The 24,282-nt window shown below is 76.1% G+C and carries 11 protein-coding genes; 9 read left to right on the forward strand and 2 right to left on the reverse strand.

The genetic code is table 11. The features are described 5' to 3' along the window. Positions 1-82 precede the first annotated feature (82 nt). Both ABGB16_RS15945 and ABGB16_RS15950 read left to right on the forward strand, forming a co-directional pair. On the forward strand, positions 83-1,174 hold the full coding sequence (locus ABGB16_RS15945) for a ferredoxin reductase (protein WP_347668833.1): 1,092 nt from the start codon (positions 83-85) through the stop codon (positions 1,172-1,174). A gap of 14 nt (positions 1,175-1,188) precedes the next feature. Further along, on the forward strand, positions 1,189-2,331 hold the full coding sequence (locus ABGB16_RS15950) for an acyl-CoA desaturase (RefSeq protein ID WP_347668834.1): 1,143 nt from the start codon (positions 1,189-1,191) through the stop codon (positions 2,329-2,331). 53 nt (positions 2,332-2,384) lie between these two features. Here ABGB16_RS15950 and ABGB16_RS15955 read toward each other — a convergent pair whose 3' ends face one another. After that, entirely contained in the window at positions 2,385-3,092 is a 708-nt protein-coding gene (locus ABGB16_RS15955; RefSeq protein WP_347668835.1) for a spermidine synthase, read from the reverse strand. A 249-nt stretch (positions 3,093-3,341) separates the two neighbouring features. Between ABGB16_RS15955 and eccB the strand changes: the two genes are divergently transcribed. Further along, complete coding sequence (gene eccB, locus ABGB16_RS15960; RefSeq protein WP_347668836.1) at positions 3,342-4,733, forward strand: type VII secretion protein EccB; 1,392 nt, start codon at positions 3,342-3,344, stop codon at positions 4,731-4,733. Positions 4,734-4,821: 88 nt separating this feature from the next. Here eccB and ABGB16_RS15965 read toward each other — a convergent pair whose 3' ends face one another. Continuing rightward, the gene (locus tag ABGB16_RS15965; RefSeq protein ID WP_347668837.1) at positions 4,822-5,430 is read right to left on the reverse strand and encodes a class I SAM-dependent methyltransferase; all 609 of its coding nucleotides are present in this window, start codon (positions 5,428-5,430) and stop codon (positions 4,822-4,824) included. 145 nt (positions 5,431-5,575) lie between these two features. Here ABGB16_RS15965 and ABGB16_RS15970 point away from each other — a divergent pair, with 145 nt between their 5' ends. The 6 genes from ABGB16_RS15970 to ABGB16_RS15995 all read left to right on the forward strand — a co-directional run bounded on the left by ABGB16_RS15970 (position 5,576) and on the right by ABGB16_RS15995 (position 24,282). Then, a complete protein-coding gene (locus tag ABGB16_RS15970; RefSeq protein ID WP_347668838.1) occupies positions 5,576-5,974 on the forward strand; it encodes a DUF2267 domain-containing protein in 399 nt (132 codons plus the stop codon). A 332-nt stretch (positions 5,975-6,306) separates the two neighbouring features. Continuing rightward, positions 6,307-9,783: an AMP-binding protein gene (locus tag ABGB16_RS15975; protein ID WP_347668839.1), complete on the forward strand. Its 3,477-nt coding sequence runs from the start codon at positions 6,307-6,309 to the stop codon at positions 9,781-9,783. Further along, complete coding sequence (locus ABGB16_RS15980) at positions 9,780-12,917, forward strand: thioesterase domain-containing protein (RefSeq protein ID WP_347668840.1); 3,138 nt, start codon at positions 9,780-9,782, stop codon at positions 12,915-12,917. Before ABGB16_RS15975 ends, ABGB16_RS15980 begins: the two co-directional genes overlap by 4 nt. After that, a complete protein-coding gene (locus tag ABGB16_RS15985; RefSeq protein ID WP_347668841.1) occupies positions 12,899-15,223 on the forward strand; it encodes a lantibiotic dehydratase in 2,325 nt (774 codons plus the stop codon). Before ABGB16_RS15980 ends, ABGB16_RS15985 begins: the two co-directional genes overlap by 19 nt. Positions 15,224-15,228: 5 nt before the next feature. Beyond that, a complete protein-coding gene (locus tag ABGB16_RS15990; protein WP_347668864.1) occupies positions 15,229-18,729 on the forward strand; it encodes an amino acid adenylation domain-containing protein in 3,501 nt (1,166 codons plus the stop codon). A gap of 45 nt (positions 18,730-18,774) precedes the next feature. After that, positions 18,775-24,282, forward strand: coding sequence for an SDR family NAD(P)-dependent oxidoreductase (locus tag ABGB16_RS15995; protein WP_347668842.1), 5,508 nt, complete (start codon positions 18,775-18,777; stop codon positions 24,280-24,282).

Below are 24,282 nucleotides of genomic sequence, written 5' to 3' on the forward strand. Positions count from 1 at the left end.
TTGTTCTCCCCGAACAAGTACCTGCGGCTTATTCACCTTTGCCGGTCAAGATGTTATGCGATCGCGCCGCCAAGCTGGTGTTATGACCACCACCGTCCCGCGCCCGCCCGGCAAAATCACCTTCCGGGACAGGCTGCTCCGGCTCGCCGAGACGGTCACCACGCCGGTGCTGCCCGGGGACTACCTCGACATGGTCGCGCCGCTGCGCGCCGGGGCCACCCTCCGCGGGCGGATCGTCGACGTCCGCCCGGAGACGCGGGACGCGGCCACCGTGGCCATCCGGCCGGGCCGCGGCTGGCGCGGGCACACCCCCGGGCAGTACGCCCGCCTGGGTGTCGACGTCGACGGGGTGCGGCAGTGGCGGACGTACTCGCTCACCTCGGCCCCCGGCCGCGCCGACGGGCTGATCACGGTCACCGTGAAGGCGATCCCGGACGGCCGGGTCAGCAACCACCTGGTCCGCCGGATCCGGCCGGGCACCCTCGTGCAGCTCGACCAGGCCGAGGGGGACTTCGTCCTGCCCGCCGCGGTCCCGGAGCGGGTCCTGTTCGTCACCGCCGGCAGCGGGATCACCCCGGTCATGGGGATGCTGCGCTCCGGCGCGCTCGCCGCGGCGGACGTCGTGCTGGTGCACTCCGCGCCGACCCCCGACGACGTGATCTTCGCCGAGGAGCTGCGCGGGCTGGCCGCGCGCGGCGCGATCCGCCTGGTGGCGCGGCACACCGAGGCCGACGGCCGGCTGGGCGTGGCCGAGCTGGCCGGCCTGGTGCCCGACCATCTGGAGCGGCAGACCTGGGCGTGCGGGCCCGGTGGCCTGCTGGACGCGGCCGAGCGGCACTGGGCCGCCCACGGGGTGGCCGACCGGCTGCACACCGAGCGGTTCCGGCCGACGGTGATCTCGCCCGGCGCGGGCGGCGCCGTCACGTTCACCCGGGCCGGGGTGACCGTCCAGGCCGACGGCGGCACGGCCCTGCTCGACGCGGGCGAGGACGCCGGGGTGCTCATGCCGTCCGGGTGCCGGATGGGCATCTGCTTCGGCTGCGTGGTGCCGCTGCGCCAGGGCGCGGTCCGGGACCTGCGCAACGGGGAGATCACCACCGCCGTACCCGGCGACGGCGTGCTCGTCCAGACCTGCGTGTCGGCGGCGGCCGGTACCTGCGACATCGACCTCTGACAGGAGAACCGCGCGTGACCGCGATGCAGAAGAAGCGCGTCAACCCGATCGCCCACCTCACCGCCGAGGACATCGAGAACCTGGGCCGGGAGCTGGACGCCATCCGCGAACGGGTGATCGCCAGCCGGGGCGAGCGCGACGCGAGGTACATCCGCCGGGTCATCTCCACCCAGCGCAAGCTGGAGCTGGGCAGCCGGGCGGTGCTGCTGTTCTCGCTCTTCCCGCCGGCCTGGGTGGTCGGCACCGCCGGCCTCGCGGTGGCCAAGATCCTGGAGAACATGGAGATCGGCCACAACGTCCTGCACGGCCAGTGGGACTGGATGCGCGACCCGAAGATCCACTCGACCACCTGGGACTGGGACCACGTCTCCCCGCCCGAGCAGTGGAAGCGCTCGCACAACGAGCTGCACCACCGGTACACCAACGTGCTCGGCAAGGACAACGACCTCGGGTACGGCATCATGCGCGTCGACGAGGACCAGCCGTGGCACCCCGTGCACCTGGGGCAGCCGCTGTGGAACCTCATCAACGCCTGCTTCTTCGAGTACGGCATCGCCGCGTACGACCTGGAACTGGGCGAGAACCTGCGCGACGGCCGGCACAAGCGCCCCGAGTTCCGGGCCCGGGTACGGGCGGTCGGCCGCAAGATCCGTAAGCAGGTGCTCAAGGACTACGTCGTGCACCCGCTGCTGTCCGGCCCGTCGTTCCTCAGCACCCTCGCGGCGACGTTCACCGCCAACCTGATCCGCAACCTGTGGAGCCACTCGGTGATCATGTGCGGGCACTTCCCGGAGGGCGTGGAGACCTTCGAGAAGACGTCCATCGAGGGGGAGACCCGGGGCGAGTGGTACCTGCGGCAGATGCTCGGCTCGGCCAACATCAGCGGCCCCCGGCTCCTGCACATCATGACCGGGAACCTGTCGTTCCAGATCGAGCACCACCTCTTCCCCGACCTGCCGAGCAACCGGTACCAGGAGATCGCGCCGGAGGTACGGGCGCTGTTCGCCAGGTACGGGCTGACGTACGTCACCGGTTCCCTGCCCAGGCAGGTCGCCTCCGCGTGGTGGAAGGTCATCCGGCTGTCGCTGCCCAACCGCTCGACGCCGGCGCCGCGCCCCGCCGACGACCTGCCGGTCCCCGCGCTGGCCGACGCGTAGCGCCCACCGTCCCTTGGGGTGGGCCCCTCCTCTCACAGAGGAGGGGCCCTTCCTCATCGGCGGGCGACGTAGACCGTGTTGGCGCACTCGCGCCGCTGCAGCGGGTTGGGGAACCGGACGACGTGGGCCAGCGACGTCGGGAACACCCCGGTCAGCACCCGCTGGAACTCGGTGTCCGGCGGGTCGTTGGACCACAGCGCGAAGACGCCGTCCGGGTGCAGGTGGTCGGCGAGCCGGCGCAGGCCCTCGGCGGTGTAGAACGGCGCGTGGCCGGGGTGCAGCAGGTGCCGGGGGGAGTGGTCCACGTCCAGCAGGACCGCGTGGAAGCGCCGTCCCGGCTCGTCCGGGTCGAGGCCCGTCCCGTCCTGGACCGCCGCGAAGAAGTCCGCCCGGACGAAGCGGGTGCGCGGGTCGGCGGCCAGCCCGTCCGCGAACGGCAGCAGGCCCCGCCGGTGCCAGTCGATGACGTCCTCGATCGCCTCCACCACCAGCAGGGACCGCACCCGGGGGTCCTCCAGCGCGGTGCGGGCGGTGTACCCGAGGCCGAGGCCGCCGACCACCACGTCGAGGGCCTCGCCGCCCAGCGGCGCCAGCCCCAGCCGGGCCAGCTCGATCTCCGCGACCGGGAAGAGGCTGGACATCAGGAACTCGTCGTCGAGCTTGACCTCGTACACCTCGCGGTCCAGCGCGGGGTCGTGCCGCCGGCGCAGGCTGATCTCCCCGATCGGGGTCTCCCGCCAGGCCAGTTCCTCGAATCGCACGCCCACGGGATCCTCACTTCGGGCCGGGTCCGTGCGGATGTTACCGCCCGCGCCGGCCCGGACGCCGGAACACCGCGCACCCGGTACGCATCCCGCTGCGGTCCGGGGCATCCCGGCCGCGCGCCGCCCCCGTCCCACCCATGATCACCGGGGCGGGGGTGGGGTGGGCTGGGGGTGGTGACGGAGGGTCTTCGGGGGATCGACGGACCGCCTATCCTGTGCCCCGACCGATCCGTCGGAGGGGACCGCATGCCGTCGCGGCAGGACCAGTTGCACTCGTACCAGTTCACCGTCCAGCGGGCCGTCGCCGCCCTGGTGATGCGGGAGACCGACCCGGCCCGGTCGCCGTTCCGCCGGCTCGCCGGCGCGGGGCTGGCCAGCGTGCTGGTCGCCGCGATCGCCCTCGGCGGCTTCGCCCTGTACGGGCTGTTCGCCGGCGGCGGCACCAAGTGGCGCGATCCCGGCGCGGTGATCGTGGAGAGGGAGTCCGGAGCCCGGTTCGTCTACCGGGAGGGCGCGCTGCACCCGGTGCTCAACTACGCCTCCGCGCTGCTGATCATCGGCGCCGAGCAGCCGCGGACCGTGCTGGTCTCCCGCCGCTCGATCGAGGGGGTGCCGCGCGGGCTGCCGCTGGGCATCGCCGACGCGCCGGACTCGCTGCCGGACCGGGGCCGCCTGTCGACCGCGCCGTGGACGGTCTGCTCCGTCGTCACGGGCGAGGGCGGGCGATCAGTACCCCGGTCGGCGCTGCTGATCGGGGTGGCCGCGACCGGCGGACGCGACCCGGGCGACGACGGGTTCCTGCTGCGGCACCCCGACGGCAGCCTGCACCTGGTCTGGCACGGTCGACGCCACCTGCTGCGCGACCCGGGCCGGGTGCTCGCGGCGCTGGCGGCGACCCGGCAGCGCGCGGTGCCGGCCGCGTCGGCCCTGGTCGACAGCTTTCCGGCCGGCGCCGACCTCGCCCCGCTGGACCTGCCCGACCTCGGGCGCCCCGCGGCGCGGGTGTCCGGCGCGGTGATCGGCGAGGTCTTCCTCGTGCGCAACTCCGGTGGCGGCCGGCAGTACGCGGTCGCCCTGGCCGGGGGTCTCGCCGGCATCACCGAGTTGCAGGCCGGCCTGCTGCTCGCCCGCACCGGCCAGGGCGAGCCGGTGGGGATGACCCTCGGCCGGTTCGCCGTCCTGCCCAAGCTGCCCGACCTGGCGCCCACCGGGCCGGCCGCCCCGCCGCCCGGCCCGCCCCGACTGGCCGCTCCGGACGACGGGGCGCTCTGCGCCCGGGTCGGCGACGACGGCGGGGTGCGCGAGGTCCGGCTCGGCGCCGCCGTGCCCGACCTGTCCGGCAGTCCCCGGACGGCGGGGGCGACCGTGCGCGGCGGCACCCTCGCCGACCATGTCGTCGTCGAGCCGGGGCACGGCGCGGTCGTCGAGTCGTCCGCCGCGCCCGGGGCGTCCGGCGGCGCGCTCTCCGTGGTCACCGACCTCGGCCGGCGGTACGTCCTGGCCGACGCCGATGTGCTCGGCATGCTCGGCTACCGGGACGTGCGCCCCCTGCGGCTGCCGGCCAGCCTGGTGGGTCTGGTGCCTGCCGGCAGCCCACTCGATCCGGCGGCAGCCCGCGCGGTCGCCGCCCCGGCGTGAGCGACCTGATCGCCTGCGTGGACAGACTGTCTCGCAGGTGCCAGGCCAGATTCGGCCTCAGCGGCGCGGCGGGCGCGCCCGGTCCAGCTCAGTCGGCGGCCGGGCGGCGCAGGACGGTGACGGCGAAGTCGGCGTCGTCCCGCCAGGGGCGCAGGTCCCAGGTGGCGAAGCGGTGTTCCAGACGTAGCCCGGCGGCCACCGCGTCGGCGTCGAAGTCGGTGAGCGGGTAGCCCCGATCGGTGCCGAACCCGACCGCCACCACGCCGTCCGGGCGCAGGTGGGCGGCGACGCGACGGAGCACCTGCCGTTCCGTGCCGGGTGCGACGAACGCCATCACGTTGCCGGCCACCACGGCCGCGTCGAACGGCTCGGGCTCGCCGGCCGCCGCGAGGTCCAGCTCGGCCAGGTCGCCGACCAGCCAGCGTGCGCCCGGGTGGTCGGCGCGGGCCGCCTCGACCAGCGCCGGGTCGGCGTCCACCCCCACGACCGTGTGACCACGGGCGGCGAGGACGGCGCCGACCCGCCCGGTGCCGCAGCCCGCGTCGAGGATCCGCGAGCCCGGGGCGACCAGCGCGTCCAGCAGCCGGGCCTCGCCGGCCAGGTCGGCGCCCTCGGCCGCCAGCCGCCGGAACCGGTCGATGTACCACTGCGAGTGCTCCGGGCCGGTGTCGGTGGCCCAGCGGGTCGGGTTCGCCATGCGCCCACGCTATCCGCCGTCGGCCGGCGGCTCGGCCGGGCCCGCGGCAAGGCGCCGCGTCCAGCCGGCACCGCTCCGGCGAGCCGGCCGTTTGCCGGTGCCGGGGTCGGGTAAGCGCCGGGCCGGTGTGAGGACGGGAGGACTGGTGCTGTTTCCCCGCTTCGTCGACGCGGTGTCCCGGCGGGCCGGCGTCACCGTGGCCCAGGCCGCCGCGGTGACCGGGGCGGTGCTGCGGACGATGGCCGAGCGGGTCGACGGCGACCCGTCGGGAGAGGACAGCCGGCCGCTGCCCGAGCGGGTCGGCGGCTACCTGGTCGACCCGGCGGAGCCCGCCGGCCCGGCCGGCGCCGCCGACGACGACTTCCTGGCCCGGGTCGGGGCGCGGGCGGGGGTCGACGCGGCGACCGCCCGGGCCGGGACGGAGGCGGTGTTCGCGACGCTGCGCGAGGCGGTCACCGTGCAGGAGTTCCGGCAGCTGGTGGCCCGGGTGCCGCGCGGTGGGACCGGCGCTGGCGGGGCGGACCCGCCACCGTACGATGGCTGACGCGCCCGCCGGGCAGAGTGCTTCCTGAGCTGCCGTTCAACATCGGCTACATAGGAAAAACCCCGGCCGCTGGGCACTTTCGCCGGAAAACTTACTTGACGGTAGCGCCCTAGGTTGAAACTCCTCTAGGCGCTAGGGGGATGATCGGACGATTTTCGCCGTCCGACGTCGGAGGGGTCGTTCGGCTCTTCGGCCCGACCTCCGATCGACGATCTTCCCAGCCAGGGATCCAGCCCTATGCTTCATCCATTGTGAAGTCCTGGGGGGGATCGTGAACACGTTAGACGGATGTCGGGTGCCGGCCGGCGGTGTGGCGTATCCCCTCCCCTGACATGGCGACGCACACGATCATCCATCGATTCGCCGACCTGGCGGCCACGATTCCGCACCGACCGGCCCTGCTCGGCGCGGGCCCCGCGGTCGGCTACGCGGAACTCGCCTCCGCCGCCGGGGGACACGCCGCCCTGCTCGCCGCCGCCGGCGTCCGCCCCGGGGACCGGGTCGCCCTGCTGACGCCGCACGGCGCGCCCACGGTCGCGGCGATCCTCGGCACCCTCGCCGCCGGCTGCGCGTACGTGCCGCTGGACCCCGGGTTCCCGGTCGACCGGCTGCGCCACATGGTCGCCGCCGCCGACGCGCGGACCGTGCTGGCCGCCCCGGAACACCGCGAGCTGGCGGACCGGTTGACCGTCGACCGCCCCGGCGCCGACGTCGTCGTGCTCGACCAGGTGCCACCGGCGCCGCTGCGCCCCGTCCCGGTGGACCCGGACGCGCTGGCGTACGTGCTGTTCACCTCCGGCTCGACGGGCGTGCCGAAGGCGGTCGGGCAGACCCACCGCAACCTCGCGCACGTCGTCGACAACCAGATCGCCGCCCTGTCCATCGGCCCGGACGACCGGCTCAGCCTGCTCGCCTCGTTCAGTTTCGACGCGGCCATCCCCGACCTGTACCCGGCCCTGCTCACCGGCGCCGCCGCCATCCCGGTCGACCTGCGCCGGCACGGGCTCGCCCACGCCCTCGACCTGCTCGTCCGGCACCGGGTCACCGTCTACCACTCCACCCCGACCGTCTACCGGTTCCTGCTCGACGCCCTCGGCGAGTCGCGACTGGACACCGTCCGGGCGGTGCTGCTCGGCGGCGAGCAGGCCACGTTCGCCGACGCCGCGCGGGGCCGCGGCCGGTTCGCCCCCGACTGCGTGCTGGTCAACGGATACGGCGCCACCGAGATGACGTTCGCCGCCCGGTACGCGGTGCCGCTGGCCGACGCCGACCCCGCCGCCACCGGCCCGCTGCCGATCGGCACCGCGCTGCCCGGGTACGAGGTGGACCTCGCCGGCGACACCGGCGAGATCGTGGTTCGCGGCCGGCACGTCGCGCCCGGCTACCTCGACCGCGCCGACGACCGGTTCAGCCGGGAGGCCGACGGGGTCTGGTCGTACCGGACCGGCGACCTCGGCGCGCGGCTGCCCGGCGGCGAGCTGGTCTGCCTCGGCCGGCTGGACCGCCAGGTCAAGGTGCGCGGGTTCCGCGTCGAGCTGACCGAGATCGAGGCCGTCCTCGCCGCGCAGCCCGGCGTCGGGGCCGTACGCGCCATCGCCCGCGACGGCGAGCTGCTCGCGTACGCCCGGCCGGCCGGCGGGGCGCTCGACCCGGCGGCCCTGCGCGCCGCCCTCGCCCGGCGGCTGCCGGAGTACGCCCTGCCCCGGGCCGTCGTGGTGGTCGACGAGTTCCCGCTCACCGTCACCGGCAAGGTCGACGAGCGGGCGTTGCCCGACCCGGCCCCCGAGGTGCCGCCGGGGGAGGAGCCGGCCACCGCGACCGAGCGGGCCGTGCACGACATCTGGTGCGCGGTGCTGGGCCGTCCGGCGGTCGCCCGCACGGCCAGCTTCTTCGACGTCGGCGGGCAGTCGCTGCTGCTCGGCGTGGTGCAGCAGCGGCTCGCCGACCGGTTCGGCGTGCGGCTGCCGATGGTGCGGCTGTTCGAGAACCCCACGGTCGCCGCGCAGGCCCGCCTGGTCGACGCCCCGCCGGTGGCCCAGCGCGCCCCGGTCGGGCCGGCCCCGACCGCCCCCGCCACCGCCGCCCGCGAGTACACCGGCGACGAGATCGCCGTGGTCGGCCTCGCCGGCCGCTTCCCCGACGCGCCGGACGTGGCCACGTTCTGGTGGAACCTGCTGGCCGGTGTGGACGCGATCCACGACCACACCCACGACGAACTGGTTGCCCTGGGCATCGGCCCCCGGCTGCTCGCCGACCCCCGGCACGTGCGGGCCGCCGGCCGGCTCGACGACGTGGCCGGCTTCGACGCCGAGTTCTTCGCCTTCGGCGAGCAGGAGGCCGCCCGCACCGACCCGCAGCACCGGCTGTTCCTGGAGACCGCGTGGGAGGCACTGGAGGACGCCGGGCACGACCCGTCCCGGTTCCCCGGGCTGGTCGGCGTCTACGCGGCGGCCTCCGCCAACCGGTACTTCCTGTTCCACCTCATGGACAATCCCGCCGTGGTCGGCGACGTCGACCCGGACGACTGGGAGGCCCGGCTGGTCGGCCGGCAGGCCACCGACCACCTGCCCGGCCAGGTCGCGTACCGGCTCGGGCTCACCGGCCCGGCCATGTCCGTGCAGAGCGCCTGCTCCAGCTCCCTGGCCGCCGTCTGCGTCGCCGCGCAGAGCCTGGCCGACTACCAGTGCGACATCGCCCTGGCCGGCGGGGTCAACGTGACCTGGCCCCGGTACCGGCACACCCCGGGCGGGATGGCCTCCCCGGACGGGCGGTGCCGCGCGTTCGACGAGGCCGCCAACGGCTCCGGCTTCGGCTCCGGCGTCGGGGTGGTGGCGCTGCGCCGGCTCGCCGACGCGCAGGCCGACGGGGACCGGATCTACGCGATCCTGCCCGGCTGGGCGGTCACCAACGACGGCGCGGACCGGGCCGGCTTCGCGGTGCCCGGCCCGGCCGGGCAGGCCGCCGCCGTGGCCGGCGCGCTCGCCGCCGCCGAGGTGGACCCCGGCGAGGTCCGGTTCATCGAGGCGCACGGCAGCGGCACTCCGCTGGGCGACGCCCTGGAGGTCGCGGCCCTGCACGAGGTGTACGAGGGCGCGGCGCCCGCCGAGTCCTGCGCGCTGGGGTCGGTGAAGACCAACATCGGCCACCTCGACGCCGCCGCCGGCATCGCCGGGCTGATCAAGGCGGTGCTCGCCGTGCAGCACGGCGTCATCCCGCCCAACCTGCACTTCACCCGGCCGCACCCGGAGATCGACCTCGACGCCGGCCCGTTCTACGTGCCGACGAAGGCCCGGGACTGGCCCGAGGGCGGCCGGCGGGTGGCCGGGGTCAGCTCGTTCGGGCTCGGCGGGACGAACGCGCACGTGGTGGTCGAGCAGCCGCCCCCGGCGGAGCCGGTCGACGCCCCGGACGCCGCGGCCCACCTGCTGCCGGTGTCGGCGCGTACGCCGGCGGCGCTGCGGGCGGCGCTGGCCCGGCTGCGCCGGCACCTGGCGGGTGCCGCACCGGCGCTGGCCGAGGTGGCCGCCACCCTCGCGCTCGGCCGCCGGGAGTTCGGCTGCCGGGCGGCCGTCGTCGCCGCCGACCTCGCCGACGCCCTCGCCGGGCTGGATGCCCTGCTGGAGGGCGGCGAGCGGATCGCCGGCCCGCCCGGCGAGCTGCGGGACCTGGCCGCCGACTGGGTGGCCGGCCGGGACGTCGACTGGGCGGCCCTGCACCCCGAGGGCGGCTTCCGGCGCACCGGGCTGCCCACCTACCCGTTCCAGCGCCAGCGGTACTGGATCGACCCCCATCAGAGAGGTCTGCGGTGAACTGGTTCGTCTCCGCCGGTAAGCGCCCCGAGGCGCCGGTGCGGTTGTTCTGTCTCCCGTACGCCGGGGGCGGGGCGAGCGTGTTCCGGCGCTGGCAGCAGGAGCTCGGCGACGAGGTCGAGGTGCTGCCGGTGCAGCTGCCCGGCCGGGAGAACCGGATCGGCGAGGACCCGAACTTCACCGTCGCCGACGTCGCCGCCGCGATCGCCGAGCGGGCCGACCGTCCGTACGCCATCTACGGACACTCGATGGGCGGGCGCGTCGGGTTCGAGGTCGTCCGCGAGCTGCGCCGGCTCGGGCAGCAGCTGCCGCTGCGGCTGTACGTGGGCGGCGCCCGCGCCCCCCACGTCGACGACAACAGCCTCTTCGACGGTCTGTCGACCGTGGACGACGACGAGTTGCTGCGCCGGCTCGGCGAGGGCGGCGGGTTGCCCGCCGAGGTGCTGAACCACCCCGAGCTGGTGGAGCTGCTGCTGCCGCTGCTGCGCGCCGACTTCGGCCGGGTCGACAGCTACCGGTACGTCCCCGGCGAGCCGCTGCCGATGCCGATCGTGGCGTTCAGCGGCCGGCAGGACCGGGCGGTCAGCCACGCGCAGAGCGCGGCCTGGGGGCGGCACACGGCCGCCGGGTTCACCCTGCACGAGATCGACGGCGGGCACTTCTTCCTGCACGACCAGCTCCCCGAGGTGGCCGCCGCGATCCGCGCCGACCTCGCCGCCGCCCTGGCGTCCGACGGGTCGCCTGTTTCCGTTGATCAAGAGGTTTGCGTCGGGGAAACGTACTCCCCTGACGCAAACCTCTTGATCAACACGCCCGGGCCTGGCGGGCACCGGGTCCCGCTGGGCGACACGGGTTGGTCGGTGTGGCGTGATGCCATCCTGCGTGGGACCGGGTTTCCGGCCGAGGGGCTCACCGCCCTCAGCGCCCCGCAGGCCGCGGTGGCCGCCGACGAGCTCCTCGCCACCGGCGAGGGCGCCGAACGGTTCGACAAGGAGTTCACCGAGGCGGTGACCGCCGCCGCCGGCCGGCTCTCCGCCCTGGCCGCCGACCCGCTGCTGCGCGAGGCCGTCACCTGGCAGAACCGCAACGCCCTGCTCGCCCTCGACGGGCTGGCCCGCGGCGGCGCCGACGCGCCGCGCAACGTGCGCCGCCGCGACCGCGAGCGGGCCCTGCTCAAGTACTGGCAGCGCTACTGCGGCAAGAACGAGACGGTCGGCTTCTTCGGGCCGAGCTGCTGGGTCACCATCGACCCCGACCAGGCCGAGACCGCCCGGGTGCGCACCGGCGCCGGGCTGACCCGGCGACGCTGGGTGTGGTTCGAGTCGTGGGCGCTGTCCGCGTACGCCGACACCATCGGCGCCGACCTGGCGGTGCGGCAGTGGTGGCCGCCGATGCTCCAGCCCCACCTGAGCCTGCGGGACCGCTCCGTGCTGCGGCCCGGCCGCCCGCCGGTCACGCTCACCCCGGTCGAGGCGGCCCTGCTCGCCGCCGCCGACGGCCACCGCTGCGCCCGCGACCTGGTCGCCGACCCCGCCGTCGGGCTGCGCCGGCCCGAGGACGGGTACGCCCTGCTGGAGCGGCTGGTCGAGCGGGAGTTGATCACCTGGGACGCGGCCCTGCCGGTCAGCCCCGACGCCGAGGACGTGCTGGCCGCCCGGATCGACGGCATCGCCGACGAGCCCGTCCGGCGGGCCGCGCGGGCCGGGTTCGACCGGCTGCGCGCCGCCCGTGACGAGGTGGCCGCCGCGGCCGGCGACCCGGAGCGGCTGCGCGCCGCGCTCGACCGGCTCGACGCGACCTTCACCGAGCTGACCGGCCAGCCGCCCCGCCGCCGCGAGGGCCAGATGTACGCCGGCCGCACCCTCTGCTACGAGGACACCAGCCGGGACCTCGACATCGTCTTCGGCGCCCCGCTGCTGGCCGAGCTGGCCGCCCCCCTCGCGGTGCTGCTGCGGGCCGCCCGGTGGCTGGCCGGCGCGCTGGAGGAGGCGTACGGCGCCGCGTTCCGCGAGCTGTACGACGAGCTGCGCGCCGAGGCCGGGGACGGCCCGGTCTCGCTGGCCGACCTGTGGTTCCTCGCCCAGGGCATGTTCTGGGGCACCGGCGAGCGGCCCGTCGACGGCGTCGCCGCCGAGTTCGCCGCCCGCTGGGCGGGCCTGTTCGGCCTGGCCGACCTGCCCGCCGGCACCACCGAGGTGCGGCTGCCGGTCGCCGAGCTGGCCGACCGGGTCGCCGCGGCCTTCCCGACCGGCCCCACCGACTGGTCCGGCGGCCGCCTGCACAGCCCGGACCTGCAGATCTGCGCCCCCGACGTGGACGCGCTGACGCGTGGTGACTACACGGTCGTGCTCGGCGAGCTGCACGCCGGCTGGCCGTCGTTCGACTGCCAGGTGTTCACCCCGTCGCACCCCGACGTCGAGCGGCTGCGTACGGCCCTCGCCGACGACCTCGGCGAGCGGCGGGTACGGCTGCTGTTCCCCGCCGACTGGCCCCGGCGCACCAGCCGCACCGCCGAGGCGCTCACCGGCCCGACCGACGTTCAGCTGGCCTTCCAGCCGGCGCCGGGCGCCGACCCGGACCGGGTCCTGCCGACCGTCGACGTCACCGTCGACGACTCCGACGGCCGGCTCGTGGCCACCGCCCTGGACGGGCAGCGGTGGCCGCTGACCGAGGTCTTCTCCGGGCTGCTCGCCGCCCACGCGGTCGACGGGTTCAAGCTGGTCGCCGCCGCCCCGTACACGCCCCGGATCACCCTGGACCGGCTGGTGGTGGCGCGGCAGACCTGGCGTACCACGGTGGGGGAGTGCGGCCTGGCCGACGTCACCGTCGAGCGGGACCGGTTCCTCGCCGTCCGCCGCTGGCGGCGCGAGCTGGGCCTGCCCGAGCAGGTGTACGTCAAGCTCGGCACCGAGACCAAGCCCTGCTTCGTCGACCTGAGCAGCCCCGCGTACGCGGCGATGTTCTGCGCGATGGTCCGGGCGGCCCGCGGCGACGGCGGCGACGGGGTGTCGCTGGTCGTCAGCGAGATGCTGCCGACACCCGGGCAGGCGTGGGTGCCCGACGGCGCCGGCCGGCGCTACTTCAGCGAGCTGCGGCTGCACATCGTCGACGAGGAATGGCGGGCCGACCGGTGAGCCACCTGCTGCCGCTGGGCGACACCGGCTGGTCGGTGTGGCGGGACGTGCTGCTGCGCACGGCCGGCTTCCCCGCCGCCGGCCTCGACCGGTTCGCCGCGCCGGAGGCCGCGACCGCCGCCGACGGCCTGCTGGCCGGCGAAACCGCTGCCGAGGTGTACGACAAGACGCTCACCGCCGCCTTCGCCCGCTCGTCGGCCGCGCTCGGGGAGATCTGCGCCGACCCGCTGCTGCGCGAGGCGGTCACCTGGCAGAACCCCGACATGCTGGTCGCCCTCGACGGGCTGCTGCGCACCGACCCGGCCGCGCGCAACAAGCCCCGCCGCAAGCGGGAGATCGCCGTGCTGCGCTACTGGCAGCGCTACTGCGGCAAGGCCGAGACCATCGGCTTCTTCGGGCCGGTCTGCTGGGGCGTGTTCGACCCGGACAGCCCGGCGACCCGGCTGGCACCCGGCCCCGACCTGGTCGACCGCCGGCAGGTCCACTTCGAGGCGTGGGCGCTCATGGCGTACGCCGACCGGCTCGCCGACGACCTGGCGGTGCGCCGCTGGTGGGCCCCGGCGCTGCCGCCCCACCTCACCGTCGAGGGCCGCCGGCTGCGCCGGCCGCTGCACCCGCCGGTCGAGCTGTCCGTGCTGGAGGCCCGGCTGCTGGCCGGCTGCGACGGCCGTACCCCCGCCCAGGAGCTGGTGGAGCGGGTCCGCGCCGACGGCGACACCGGCCTGCGCGGCACCGCCGACGGGTTCCTGCTGCTGGACCGGCTGGTCGAGCGGGGCCTGCTGACGTGGGACGCCGGCCTGCCCAACAGCCCGCGCGCGGAGCGGGTGCTCGCCGAGCGGATCGCCGCGATCGGCGAGGAGACGGTGCGCGCCGAGGTGGCCGCCGGCTTCGACCGGCTCCGGGCCGCCCGGGACGCCGTGGCGGCCGCCGCCGGCGACCCCGACCGGCTGGGCGCCGCGCTGGCCGCGCTCAACGCCGAGTTCACCGCCGTCACCGGCCGGCCGGCCACCCGCCACGGCGGACAGATGTACACCGGCCGCACCGTGCTCTACGAGGAGACCACCCGCGGGGTGGAGCTGGCGGTGGGCTCGGCGGTGCTCGACGCGCTGGCCGACCCGCTGGCCATCGTGCTGCGGGCGGCCCGCTGGCTCACCGCCGAGGTCGGCGCCGGGTGCGAGCGGATCCTCGCCGACCTGTACGCCGAGCTGTCCGCAGACGGGCCCGTGCGGCTGGCCGACGTCTGGTTCCTGTCCCAGGGGCTGCTGCTCGCCCCGGACGGCCCGGTCGCGGCCGCCGGCGCCCGGTTCACCGCCCGGTGGGCGGAGCTGTTCGGGCTCGCCACCGTCGCCGCCGACCAGCCCGAGCTGCGGCTGCGCAGCGCCGACCTGGCCGACCGGGCCGCCGAGCTGTTCCCGGCCGACGCGCCCGGCTGGCCGAGCGCCCGCGTGCACAGCCCGGACGTGCAGCTCGGCGCGGCAAGCGTCGACGCGCTCAACCGGGGCGAGTTCCAACTGGTCCTCGGCGAGCTACACCCGGCGATGACGCCGTTCGACAGCGCCGTGTTCGCCCCGTTCCACCCCGACCCGCAAGCGCTGCGCGCCGCCCTCGACGCCGACCTCGGGCCGGCCCGGATCCGGGTGCTCTACCCCGAGGGCTTCCCCCGGCAGACCACCCGCACCACCTGGCACTCCCGGGAGCCGGGGGACCGCCAGCTCGGCATCGACACCGCCCGGGGCGCCGACGTGGAGCAGCTCGTCGCGGCCACCGCCGTACGCGTGGAGGACGTCGACGGCCGGCTGACCGCGGTGCTGCCCGACGGGGCCCGGTGGCCGCTGGTCGAGATCTTCGCCTACCTGCTCGGCGCCCTGCTGCTGGACAGCTTCAAGCTGCTGGCCCCCGCCCCGACCACCCCGCGGATCACCATCGACCGGCTGGTCGTCGCCCGGCGCACCTGGCGGACCACCGTCGCCGAGAGCGGGCTGGCCGGGCTGAGCAACGAGTCCGAGCGGTACCTCGCGGTGCGCCGCTGGCGGCAGCGGCTGAACCTGCCCGAGCGGGTTTTTGTGAAGCTCGGCACCGAGGTCAAGCCCTGCTACGTCGACCTGACCGGCCCGCTGTACGCCCAGTCGCTGTGCGCCATGGCCGACGCCGCCGCGAGGTCCGGCCCGGACGTCACGCTCACGGTCAGCGAGCTGCTGCCCGCCCCGGCGGACGCCTGGGTGACCGACGCGGCCGGCCGCGGCTACGTCAGCGAGCTGCGTCTGCAGATCACCGATCCAGCCACCTACCGGGGAGAACACGGGTGACCGACATGTTGTCCATCAGCGCCGCGCACGGGGAGCCGCTGCCGTGGCCGGACGCCACCCTGGCCGACCTGATCGTCGCCCAGGCCGCGCGGACCCCGGGGGCCGTCGCCGTGCGTCAGTGGGACGACCGGCTCACCTACCGGGAGCTGGTCGGGCGGGCCGCCGGCGTCGCCGCCGCGCTGCGCGCCCGGGGCGTCGGCCGGCAGAGCCGGGTCGGGGTCTGCGGCGAGCGCCGGCCCGACATGGTCGTCACCCTGCTCGGCGTCCTGCTCGCGGGCGGCTGCTACGTGCCGCTGGAGCCGGGCGGCCCCCGGCGGCGGCTGCGCGAGATCGCCGAGGACGCCGGGGTGCGGATCGTCGTCGGCGACGCGGCCGAGGCCGAGTTCGGCGACGTGCCCGGCGTCGAGGCGGTCGGGCTGCCCGGTCCGGCCCCGCTGGCGCCCTGCCCGGCCCGCCCCGGCGACCCGGCGTACGTGCTGTTCACCTCCGGCTCCACGGGACGACCCAAGGGCGTTGTGGTCAGCCACCGGTCCGTGGTCGAGTTCGCGACCGGCCTGGCGAGGGTCGCCGGCGCCGACGCGGACGTCCGCGGCCTCTGCGCGTCCTCGTTCGGCTTCGACGCCGCCGTCCTGGACCTGTTCGTCCCGCTGCTGCTCGGCGGGGCGGTGCAGCTGGCCGGCGCCGACGACCGGACCGACCCGGTCCGGCTGGCGCGGTTCATCGCCGCGCACGAGGTGACCTGGGGCCTCCTCACGCCGGCGGTGCTGGCCCTGCTGGACCCGGCCGACGTGCCGGCCTGGCGGACGGTGCTCTGCGGCGGCGAGGCGGTGCCGGCCGGGCTGGCGGCCCGCTGGGCCCCCGGCCGCCGGTTCGTCAACGCGTACGGGCCGACCGAGGTGACCGTCGCGGCGGTCGCCGGCGACCTGCTCGCCACGGAGACCGACCCGGTGCCGATCGGCGTCCCGCTGCCCAACCACCGGGCGTACGTGGTCGACGCCGAGCTGCGGCCCATGCCGCCGGGGGAGACCGGCGAGCTGCTCATCGGCGGCCCCGGCCTGGCCGATGGCTACCTGAACCGGCCCGGGCTGACCGCCGAGCGGTTCGTGCCCGACCCGTTCTCCGGGCTGGCCGGGGAGCGGCTGTACCGCACCGGCGACCTGGTCACCCAGACGTCCGACGGGACGATCGTCTACCACGGCCGGCTCGACCGGCAGGTCAAGGTCCGGGGCCAGCGGATCGAGCTGGGCGAGGTGGAGGCGGTGCTCGCCGGGCACCCGGGCGTGGACCGGGCGACCGTGGAGGCCGTCGACGGGCCCGCCGGCATCGAGCTGGTCGCCTTCCTCACCCCGGCCGACGCCCCCGACGACGCGGCGCTGGCGGCGTACGCCGAGTCCCGGCTGACCGCCGCGATGCGGCCGGCCCGGACGGTGCGCCTGGCCGAGCTGCCCGTCAGCCCGACCACCGGAAAGCTGGACCGGCCCGCGCTGCGGGCCCTGGCCGCCGCCGCCCGCCCCGCGCCGGCCGCCGACGAGCCGGTCGACGGCGATCCCGTGACCCGGGCGGTGGCCCGGGCGTGGGCCCGGCTGCTCGGGGCGACCCCCGGCCCGGACACCGACTTCCTCGCCGCCGGCGGGAACTCCATCGCGGCGATGCGCCTGGTCGCCGCGCTGCGGGCCGAGCTGGGCAGGCACGTCGACACCCGGGACGTGTTCGCCGGGCGCACCCTGACCGGGCTGGTGCAGCGGATCACCGCCGCCGCCCCGGACGCCGAGCACGGGCTCACCACCGGCAACCCGCCCACCCTGTCCCCGCCGCAGCGGCGGCTGTGGTTCGTCGACCAGATCGCGCCGTCCAGCGCGCCCTACAACATCGCGGTGGCCCACCGGCTGCGCGGCGACCTGGACGTTCCCGCCCTCGGCGCGGCGCTGCGGGCCGTGGCGGAACGGCACGACGTGCTGCGCTGGCGCATCCCGCAGACGGCAGGGGTGCCGTACGCGGTGTGCGAGGAGCCGACCGACGTGGCGGTGCCGGTGGTCGACCTGACCGGCGGCGGCGACCCGGAGGCGGAGCTGGCCCGGATGCTCGCCGCGGGCGCCGGGCACGCCTTCGACCTGGCCACCGGCCCGCCCTGGCAGGTCACCGTCTACCGGGTCGGCCCGGCCGAGCACGTGCTGGCGATCACCTGGCACCACGCGGTCTTCGACGGCTGGTCCGAGGCCGTGTTCTACGACGACCTCGCCGCCGCGTACGGGCAGGCCGCCGCCGGCGAGGCGCCCGGGCTGCCCGCCCTGACGGCCCGGTACGCCGACTACGCCGTCTGGCGGGCCGAGCGGGACCGGCGCCGCGGCGCCGAGGACCTCCAGTGGTGGGCCGCGCACCTGCGGGACGCGCCGATCGTGCTGGACCTGCCCCGGGACCGACCCCGCCCGGCCGTGCAGACGTACACCGGCGCGGAGGCCGCCGTCACCCTCTCCCCGGAGACGGACCGGGCGGTGCGGGAACTGGCCGAGCGGCGCGGCACCACGGTCGCCGCCGTGCTGCTGGCCGGCTTCGGTGAGCTGCTCACCCGGCTCACCGGCGCCGACGACCACGTCGTCGGCGCGATCGTCGCCGACCGCCGGCTGTCCGCCCTCGACGACGTCGTCGGATTCTTCATCGACACCGTTCCGGTGCGGGTGCGCACCGGCGCGGCGACGTTCGCCGAGCTGGTCGACCGCTGCGCCGACGAACTGCACGAGGTGACCGCCCACCCCGGCGCGCCGCTGGAGAAGATCGTCGAGGCGCTCGGCGTCGGCCGGGACACGTCCCGGGCGCCGCTGGTGCAGGTGCTGTTCAACGTGCTCAACTTCGTCCAGCCCCGGCTGGCGCTGGCCGGCCTGGCCGCCGAGCCGGTGCCGGTGCCGAAGCCGGGCTCGCCGTTCGACATCACGGTCTACGTGGTCGAGCGGGCCGACCGGCTCGGCGTCGAGGTGGTCTACAACCCCGACCTGTTCGACGCCGACCGGATCGAGGCGCTGCTGGCCGACCTGGCCGGCCTGGTCGGCGCGCTGACCGCCGACCCGGCGGCGAAGGCCGCCGAGGCCGCCCCGGAGCTGCCCCGGCCGACCGTACGCACCGCCCGGCTCGGCGCGATGACCGTCGCCGCCGAGCCCGCCCGCGCGGTCGTCCTGCCGGCCGGCCCCGACGCGCTCACCGAGACCGAGGAGCTGATCGCCGGCATCTGGCGCGAGGTGCTCGAACGCGACCGCGTCGGGGTGACCGACAACTTCTTCGACATCGGCGGGCACTCCATGGCACTGGCCGCCGTGCACGCCCGGCTGACCGCCGCCACCGGCCGGTCGATCGCCATGCTCGACCTGTTCCGCCACCCCACCGTCCGGGCCCTCGCCGCGCATCTCGACGGCGCGGTCGACCGGCCGGAACTGGCCCGCGCCGCGCTGCGGGCCGCCGCCCGCCGCAACCGGGCGCGGCGTAACCCACCCCGCCGCCCCGGCGGCACAGCCTAGTTGACCCTGCCGCCTCCGGCGGCGCACCCCGATAAGGACAACCTGATGGACAACGCGATCGAAACCGACAACCCCGCCGACGACGGCATCGAGCCGATCGCGATCGTCGGGCTCGCCGCCCGGGTGCCGGGCGCGGCCGACGCGCAGCAGTTCTGGCGCAACCTGGTCGACGGCGTCGAGTCCGTCACCGAGCTGACCCGGGAGGAGCAGCTCGCCCGGGGCGTCAGCCCCGAGGAGGTCGACGACCCGGGCTGGGTCAACAAGGCCCCGCTGGTCGACGGCTACGACGAGTTCGACGCCGGCCTGTTCGCCATGACCGCCCGCGAGGCCGAGCTCACCGACCCGCAGCACCGGCTGTTCCTGGAGGCCTGCTACACCGCGCTGCAGGACGCCGGCTACGACCCGGCCCGCTACGACGGGGCAATCGGCGTGTACGCCGGCACCGGCGGCAACATGTACCTGCAGAAGAACGTGCTGCGCAACAAGCGGGCCGGCGGCAACCCGCACAGCCAGGTCTCCATCGCCACCAGCAACTCGCCCAACTACGTGGCGACCAACGTGTCGTACCGGCTGGACCTGCGCGGGCCGAGCCTCACCGTGCACACCGCCTGCTCCACCTCGCTGGTCGCCTTCCACCTGGCCGTCGAGGCGCTGCGCAACGGCGAGTGCGACATGGCGCTCGCGGGGGGCGTCAACATCGAGCTGCCGCACGCCGGCTACCTCGGCATGGACGGCTTCACCTCCCCCGACGGGCGGTGCCGGCCGTTCGACGCCGGCGCGAACGGCACCGTGTGGGGCAGCGGCGTGGGCGTGACCCTGCTCAAGCGGCTCTCCGACGCCGTCGCCGACGGCGACCACGTCCGCGCGGTGGTGCTCGGCAACGCCATCAACAACGACGGCGCCGGCAAGGTCGGCTTCACCGCCCCCAGCGTGGACGGGCAGACGGAGGCGATCGCCCAGGCCGTCGGGATGGCCGGGATCGACCCGCGCAGCATCACCTACGTCGAGGCGCACGGCACCGGCACCGCCCTGGGCGACCCGATCGAGGTCGCCGCCCTGTCCGCCGTGTACACGAAGGACACCGACGACCGGGGCTGGTGCGGCATCGGCTCGGTCAAGTCCAACATCGGCCACCTCAGCCAGCCCTCCGGCATCGTCAGCGTCATCAAGACGGTGCTGGCGATGCAGCACGGGCTGATCCCGCCGACCATCAACTACGAGACCCCGAACCCGGCCATCGACTTCGCCGACACCCCGTTCTACGTCGCGAACGCCCTCACCAAGTGGGACACCGACGGGGTGCCCCGCCGGGCGGGCGTCAGCTCCTTCGGCATCGGCGGCACCAACGCCCACGTGGTGCTGGAGGAGGCCCCGGCCGGGTACCGGGCGGACCGGCGGGTGCGCCCGGCGCAGCTGCTGCACGTCTCGGCGAAGACCGACACCGCGCTGGAGACGGCTGTGGAGCGCCTCGCCGAGCACCTGGCCGGCAACCCCGACGGCGGCGCCGCGCACCTCGCCGACGTCGCGCACACCCTCCAGGTGGGCCGCCAGCAGTACCCGCACCGGGTCGCCGTGGTCGCCACCGACCTGCCCGACGCGGTCGCCGCGCTCCGCGATCCCCGGCGCGGACATCGCGGGTTGACCGACCGTCCAGCACCAAACGTAGGCTTCCTCTTCTCAGGGCAGGGATCGCAGTACGCGGGCATGGGCGCGCAGCTGTACGCCGAGGAGCCCGGCTTCGCCGCCGTGGTCGACGAGTGCGCCGAGCTGCTCCGCCCCGAGCTGGGCCTGGACATCCGGGACCTGATCCTCGGCCGGGACCCGGAGGCGGCCGAGAAGCTGCTCCAGACCCGCTACACCCAGCCCGCCCTGTTCGTCGTCGAGTACGCCCTGGCCAGCCACTGGCAGCGGTCCGGCGTCCGGCCGGCGGCCATGGCCGGCCACTCCATCGGCGAGTACGTCGCCGCGGCGGTCGCCGGGGTGCTCGACCTGCCCGACGCGCTGCGGGTCGTGGCCGCCCGGGGCCGGCTCATGCAGTCCCTGCCGGCCGGTTCGATGCTGGCCGTGCCGCTGGACGAGTCGGTGGTCGCCGGGCTGCTGCCCGAGGGCGTCTCCATCGCCACCGTCAACGGCCCCGGCACCTGCGTGGTGGCCGGTGAGCCCGACGCGGTCGCCGCGTTCGCCGAGACGCTGAAGACCAGCCACAAGGCCAAGGGCAAGGCGCTGCGCACCTCGCACGCCTTCCACTCGCCGATGATGGACCCGATCCTCGGCGAGTTCACCGCGCTGATGGCGACGGTGCCGCTGCGGGCGCCGCGGATCCCGTTCCTGTCCAACGTCTCCGGCACCTGGATCACCGACGCGCAGGCCACCGACCCGGCGTACTGGGCGGCGCACCTGCGCCAGCCGGTGCGCTTCGGCGACTGCGTGGCCACCCTGCTCACCGAGGGCACCTGGGCGCTGGTCGAGTGCGGCCCGGGGCGGCAGCTGGCCAACCTGGCCCGGATGCAGGTCGCCAAGGGCTCGGCGCAGCAGCGGGCCCTCGTCCCGCTGGGCAGCCTGCCCGGCCCGGGCGAGTCGACCGGCGACCTGGCCACCCTGCTGACCACCGCCGGGGCGCTGTGGTGCGCCGGCGTCGCCGTGCGCACCGGCTCCGACCCGGACGCCCGTCGGGTGCCGCTGCCGACGTACCCGTTCGAGCGGCGCCGGTACTGGGTCGACCCGGACCCGGTGGAGCAGGTCGCCGCCGCGCCGGCCGACACCGGCCCGCGGGCGCTGCCCGAGTGGTTCTCCGTGCCGGTGTGGCGGCAGGCCGCGCCCGAGCCGCGCACCGCGCCCTTGGGCCGCTGCCTGGTGCTGGCCGACGGCCCGCGCGGCGACGCGCTGGTCGCGGCCCTGCGCGTCGCCGGCGCCGAGCCGGTCGAGGTACGCGCCGGCGACGCCTTCGCCGCCACGGAGACCGGCTGGCGGCTGCGGCCCGGGGTCCGCGACGACTACGACGCCCTGGTCGCCGCGCTCGGCGACGACCTGCCGGAGCGGCTGGTGCACGCCTTCGCCCTCGACGGCGAGCCGGTCGGCACCGACATCGCCGCCGGCTGGGCGGCGCAGGACCGCGGCTTCTTCAGCGCGCTGCACCTGGTGCAGGCGCTGGCCGGGGCCGGCCGGACCGCCGACGAACGGGCACTGACCCTGGAGCTGGTCACCGCCGGCATCGGCGACGTGACCGGCACCGACCTGACCCGGCCCGAGCACGCCACCCTCACCGGCCTGGCCCGGGTGCTGCCCGTCGAGGTGCCCGGCCTGACCGTCCGGCTGCTCGACGCCGACCCCGCCGCCACCGGCGTGGACGCCCTGGTCGCCGAGCTGCGCCGCCCGGTCGACGCGGAGCACGCCGAGGTGGCGCTGCGCGGCAGGCGCCGCTGGGTGACCGGCTACGAGCAGGTGACCGTCGACGCCGAGGGGGAGCCCGGCGCGCTGCGCGAGGGCGGCCGGTACGTCATCACCGGCGGCCTCGGCGGCATCGGCATCACCCTCGCCGAGGACTTCGCCCGGCGGGCCCGGGCGAAGCTGGTGCTGCTGGCCCGCTCGCCCCTGCCACCGCGCGAGCAGTGGGACGACCACCTCGCCGTGCACGGCGCGGACCCGGCCGACCGGGTGGGCCGGGCGATCGCCGCGATCCGCCGGATGGAGGCCGCCGGCGCGTCCGTGCTGGTGCTCTCCGCCGACGTCACCGACCCGGCCGACCTGCGCCGGGTGCGGGAGGCGACCGAGGCCGAGTTTGGCGGGATCGACGGGATCGTGCACGCCGCCGGCCTCCCGGGCGGCGGCATGGCCGAGGTCAAGGACCGCGCCGAGGCGGAGAAGGTGCTCGGCCCGAAGCTCGCCGGCCCCCTTGCCCTGGCCCAGGTGTTCGGCGAGCTGCCGCTGGACTTCGTGGTCCTGTGCTCCTCGATCACGGCGGTCATCGGTGGCTTCGGCCAGGTCGACTACTGCGCGGCGAACAACTTCCTCGACGCGTACGCCCGCGCCGGGGCCGGCTGGAACGCGCCGGTGGTGTCGCAGAACTGGGGCGGCTGGGCCGAGGTCGGCATGGCGGCGGAGAGCAACGCCCCGGCCGGCTTCCGGGCGCTGACCCGCGACACGGTCACCACCACGGTCGACCACCCGGTGCTCACCACGAAGGTGGTCGGCCCGGAGGGCACGGTGCTGCACGGCCTGGTCTCCGCGACCACCCACTGGCTGCTCGACGAGCACCGCATCGGCGGGGTGCCGGTGGTGCCGGGCACCGCCCACCTGGAGTCGGTGCGGGCCGCCGTGGCCGCCGCGGTCCCCGCGCCCGGCCCGGACGCCGCGGTGGAGCTGCGCGACGTGGCGTTCCTGGAGCCGTTCGCGGTCCCGGACGGCTCGGTCGCCCAGTACCGGGTCACGCTGACCGCGGCCGAGGACGGCACCCACGACTTCGTGGTGCAGAGCCTCGCCGCCGGGCAGCTGCGCACCCACGTACGCGGCACGGCCGGCTGGACCGACGAGCCGGCGCCGGCGGCCCGGGACCTCGCCGACGTGGTGGCCCGGTCCCGCCGGGTCGACGACGACTCGTCCTTCGGCCGGGGCCGCACCAGCATGCTGACCTTCGGCCCGCGCTGGAACTCGCTGCGGGAGCACCACCTCGCCGAGGGCGAGGAGCTGGCCCGCGTCGAGGCGCCCGCCGAGGCCGCCACGGACCTGGGCGCGTGGGGGCTGCACCCGGCGCTGCTGGACGTGGCGACCGCGTTCGGCCGCGGCCAGGGCTCCGGCACCTACCTGCCGCTGTCGTACGGGCGGATCGTGGTGCGCCGGGCGCTGCCGGCGGTGTTCCTCAGCCACCTGCGCCACCGCGACGGCGGCACCGACGAGGTCGTCTCCGCCGACCTGTCCCTGCTGGACACCGAGGGCCGGGAGCTGGTCGCGATCAGCGACTTCGTGCTGCGCCGGGTGGACTCCTCGGCGGTGACCGGCGGGCTCGCCGCCGACGCCGCCCCGGCCGAGGAGGCCCCCGCGGCCGCCGAGGGCCCCAGCGAGGACATCCGGCCGGTGGACGGCGCGGAGGCGTTCCGCCGCAGCCTCACCGCCGGGCTCGGCGCCCAGGTGGTGATCACCACCCGGTCGGTGGCGGACATCCGGCGGCGCGCCGCCCGGGTCACCACCGAGACCCTGGAGTCGGAGACCGACCCGGCGGTGTCGGCGCAGACCGCCGCGGCGGGCGGCTCGGCGGCCCCGCGCACCGAACTGGAGGCCGTCATCGCGCAGGTCTGGCGCGACGGGCTCGGGGTGCCGGTCGTCGGCGTGGACGACGACTTCTTCGCCCTCGGCGGCAACTCGCTGGTCGCGGTGCAGCTGATCGCGGCGATGCGCAAGGCCACCGGCGTGCGGCTGCCGATGCGCAGCCTGTTCGAGACGCCGACCGTCGCCGGGCTGGCCGCCCGGATCGAGGAACTGCGCGCCGAGGCGTCCGCCGCCGACGAGCCCCCGGCCCCGGCACCGACCACCAGCATCCCGCGGCTGCCCCGCGCGTGA

This window comes from Micromonospora sp. B11E3 (genome assembly GCF_039871625.1).
In the GTDB taxonomy this organism is placed as follows: Bacteria; Actinomycetota; Actinomycetes; order Mycobacteriales; family Micromonosporaceae; genus Micromonospora.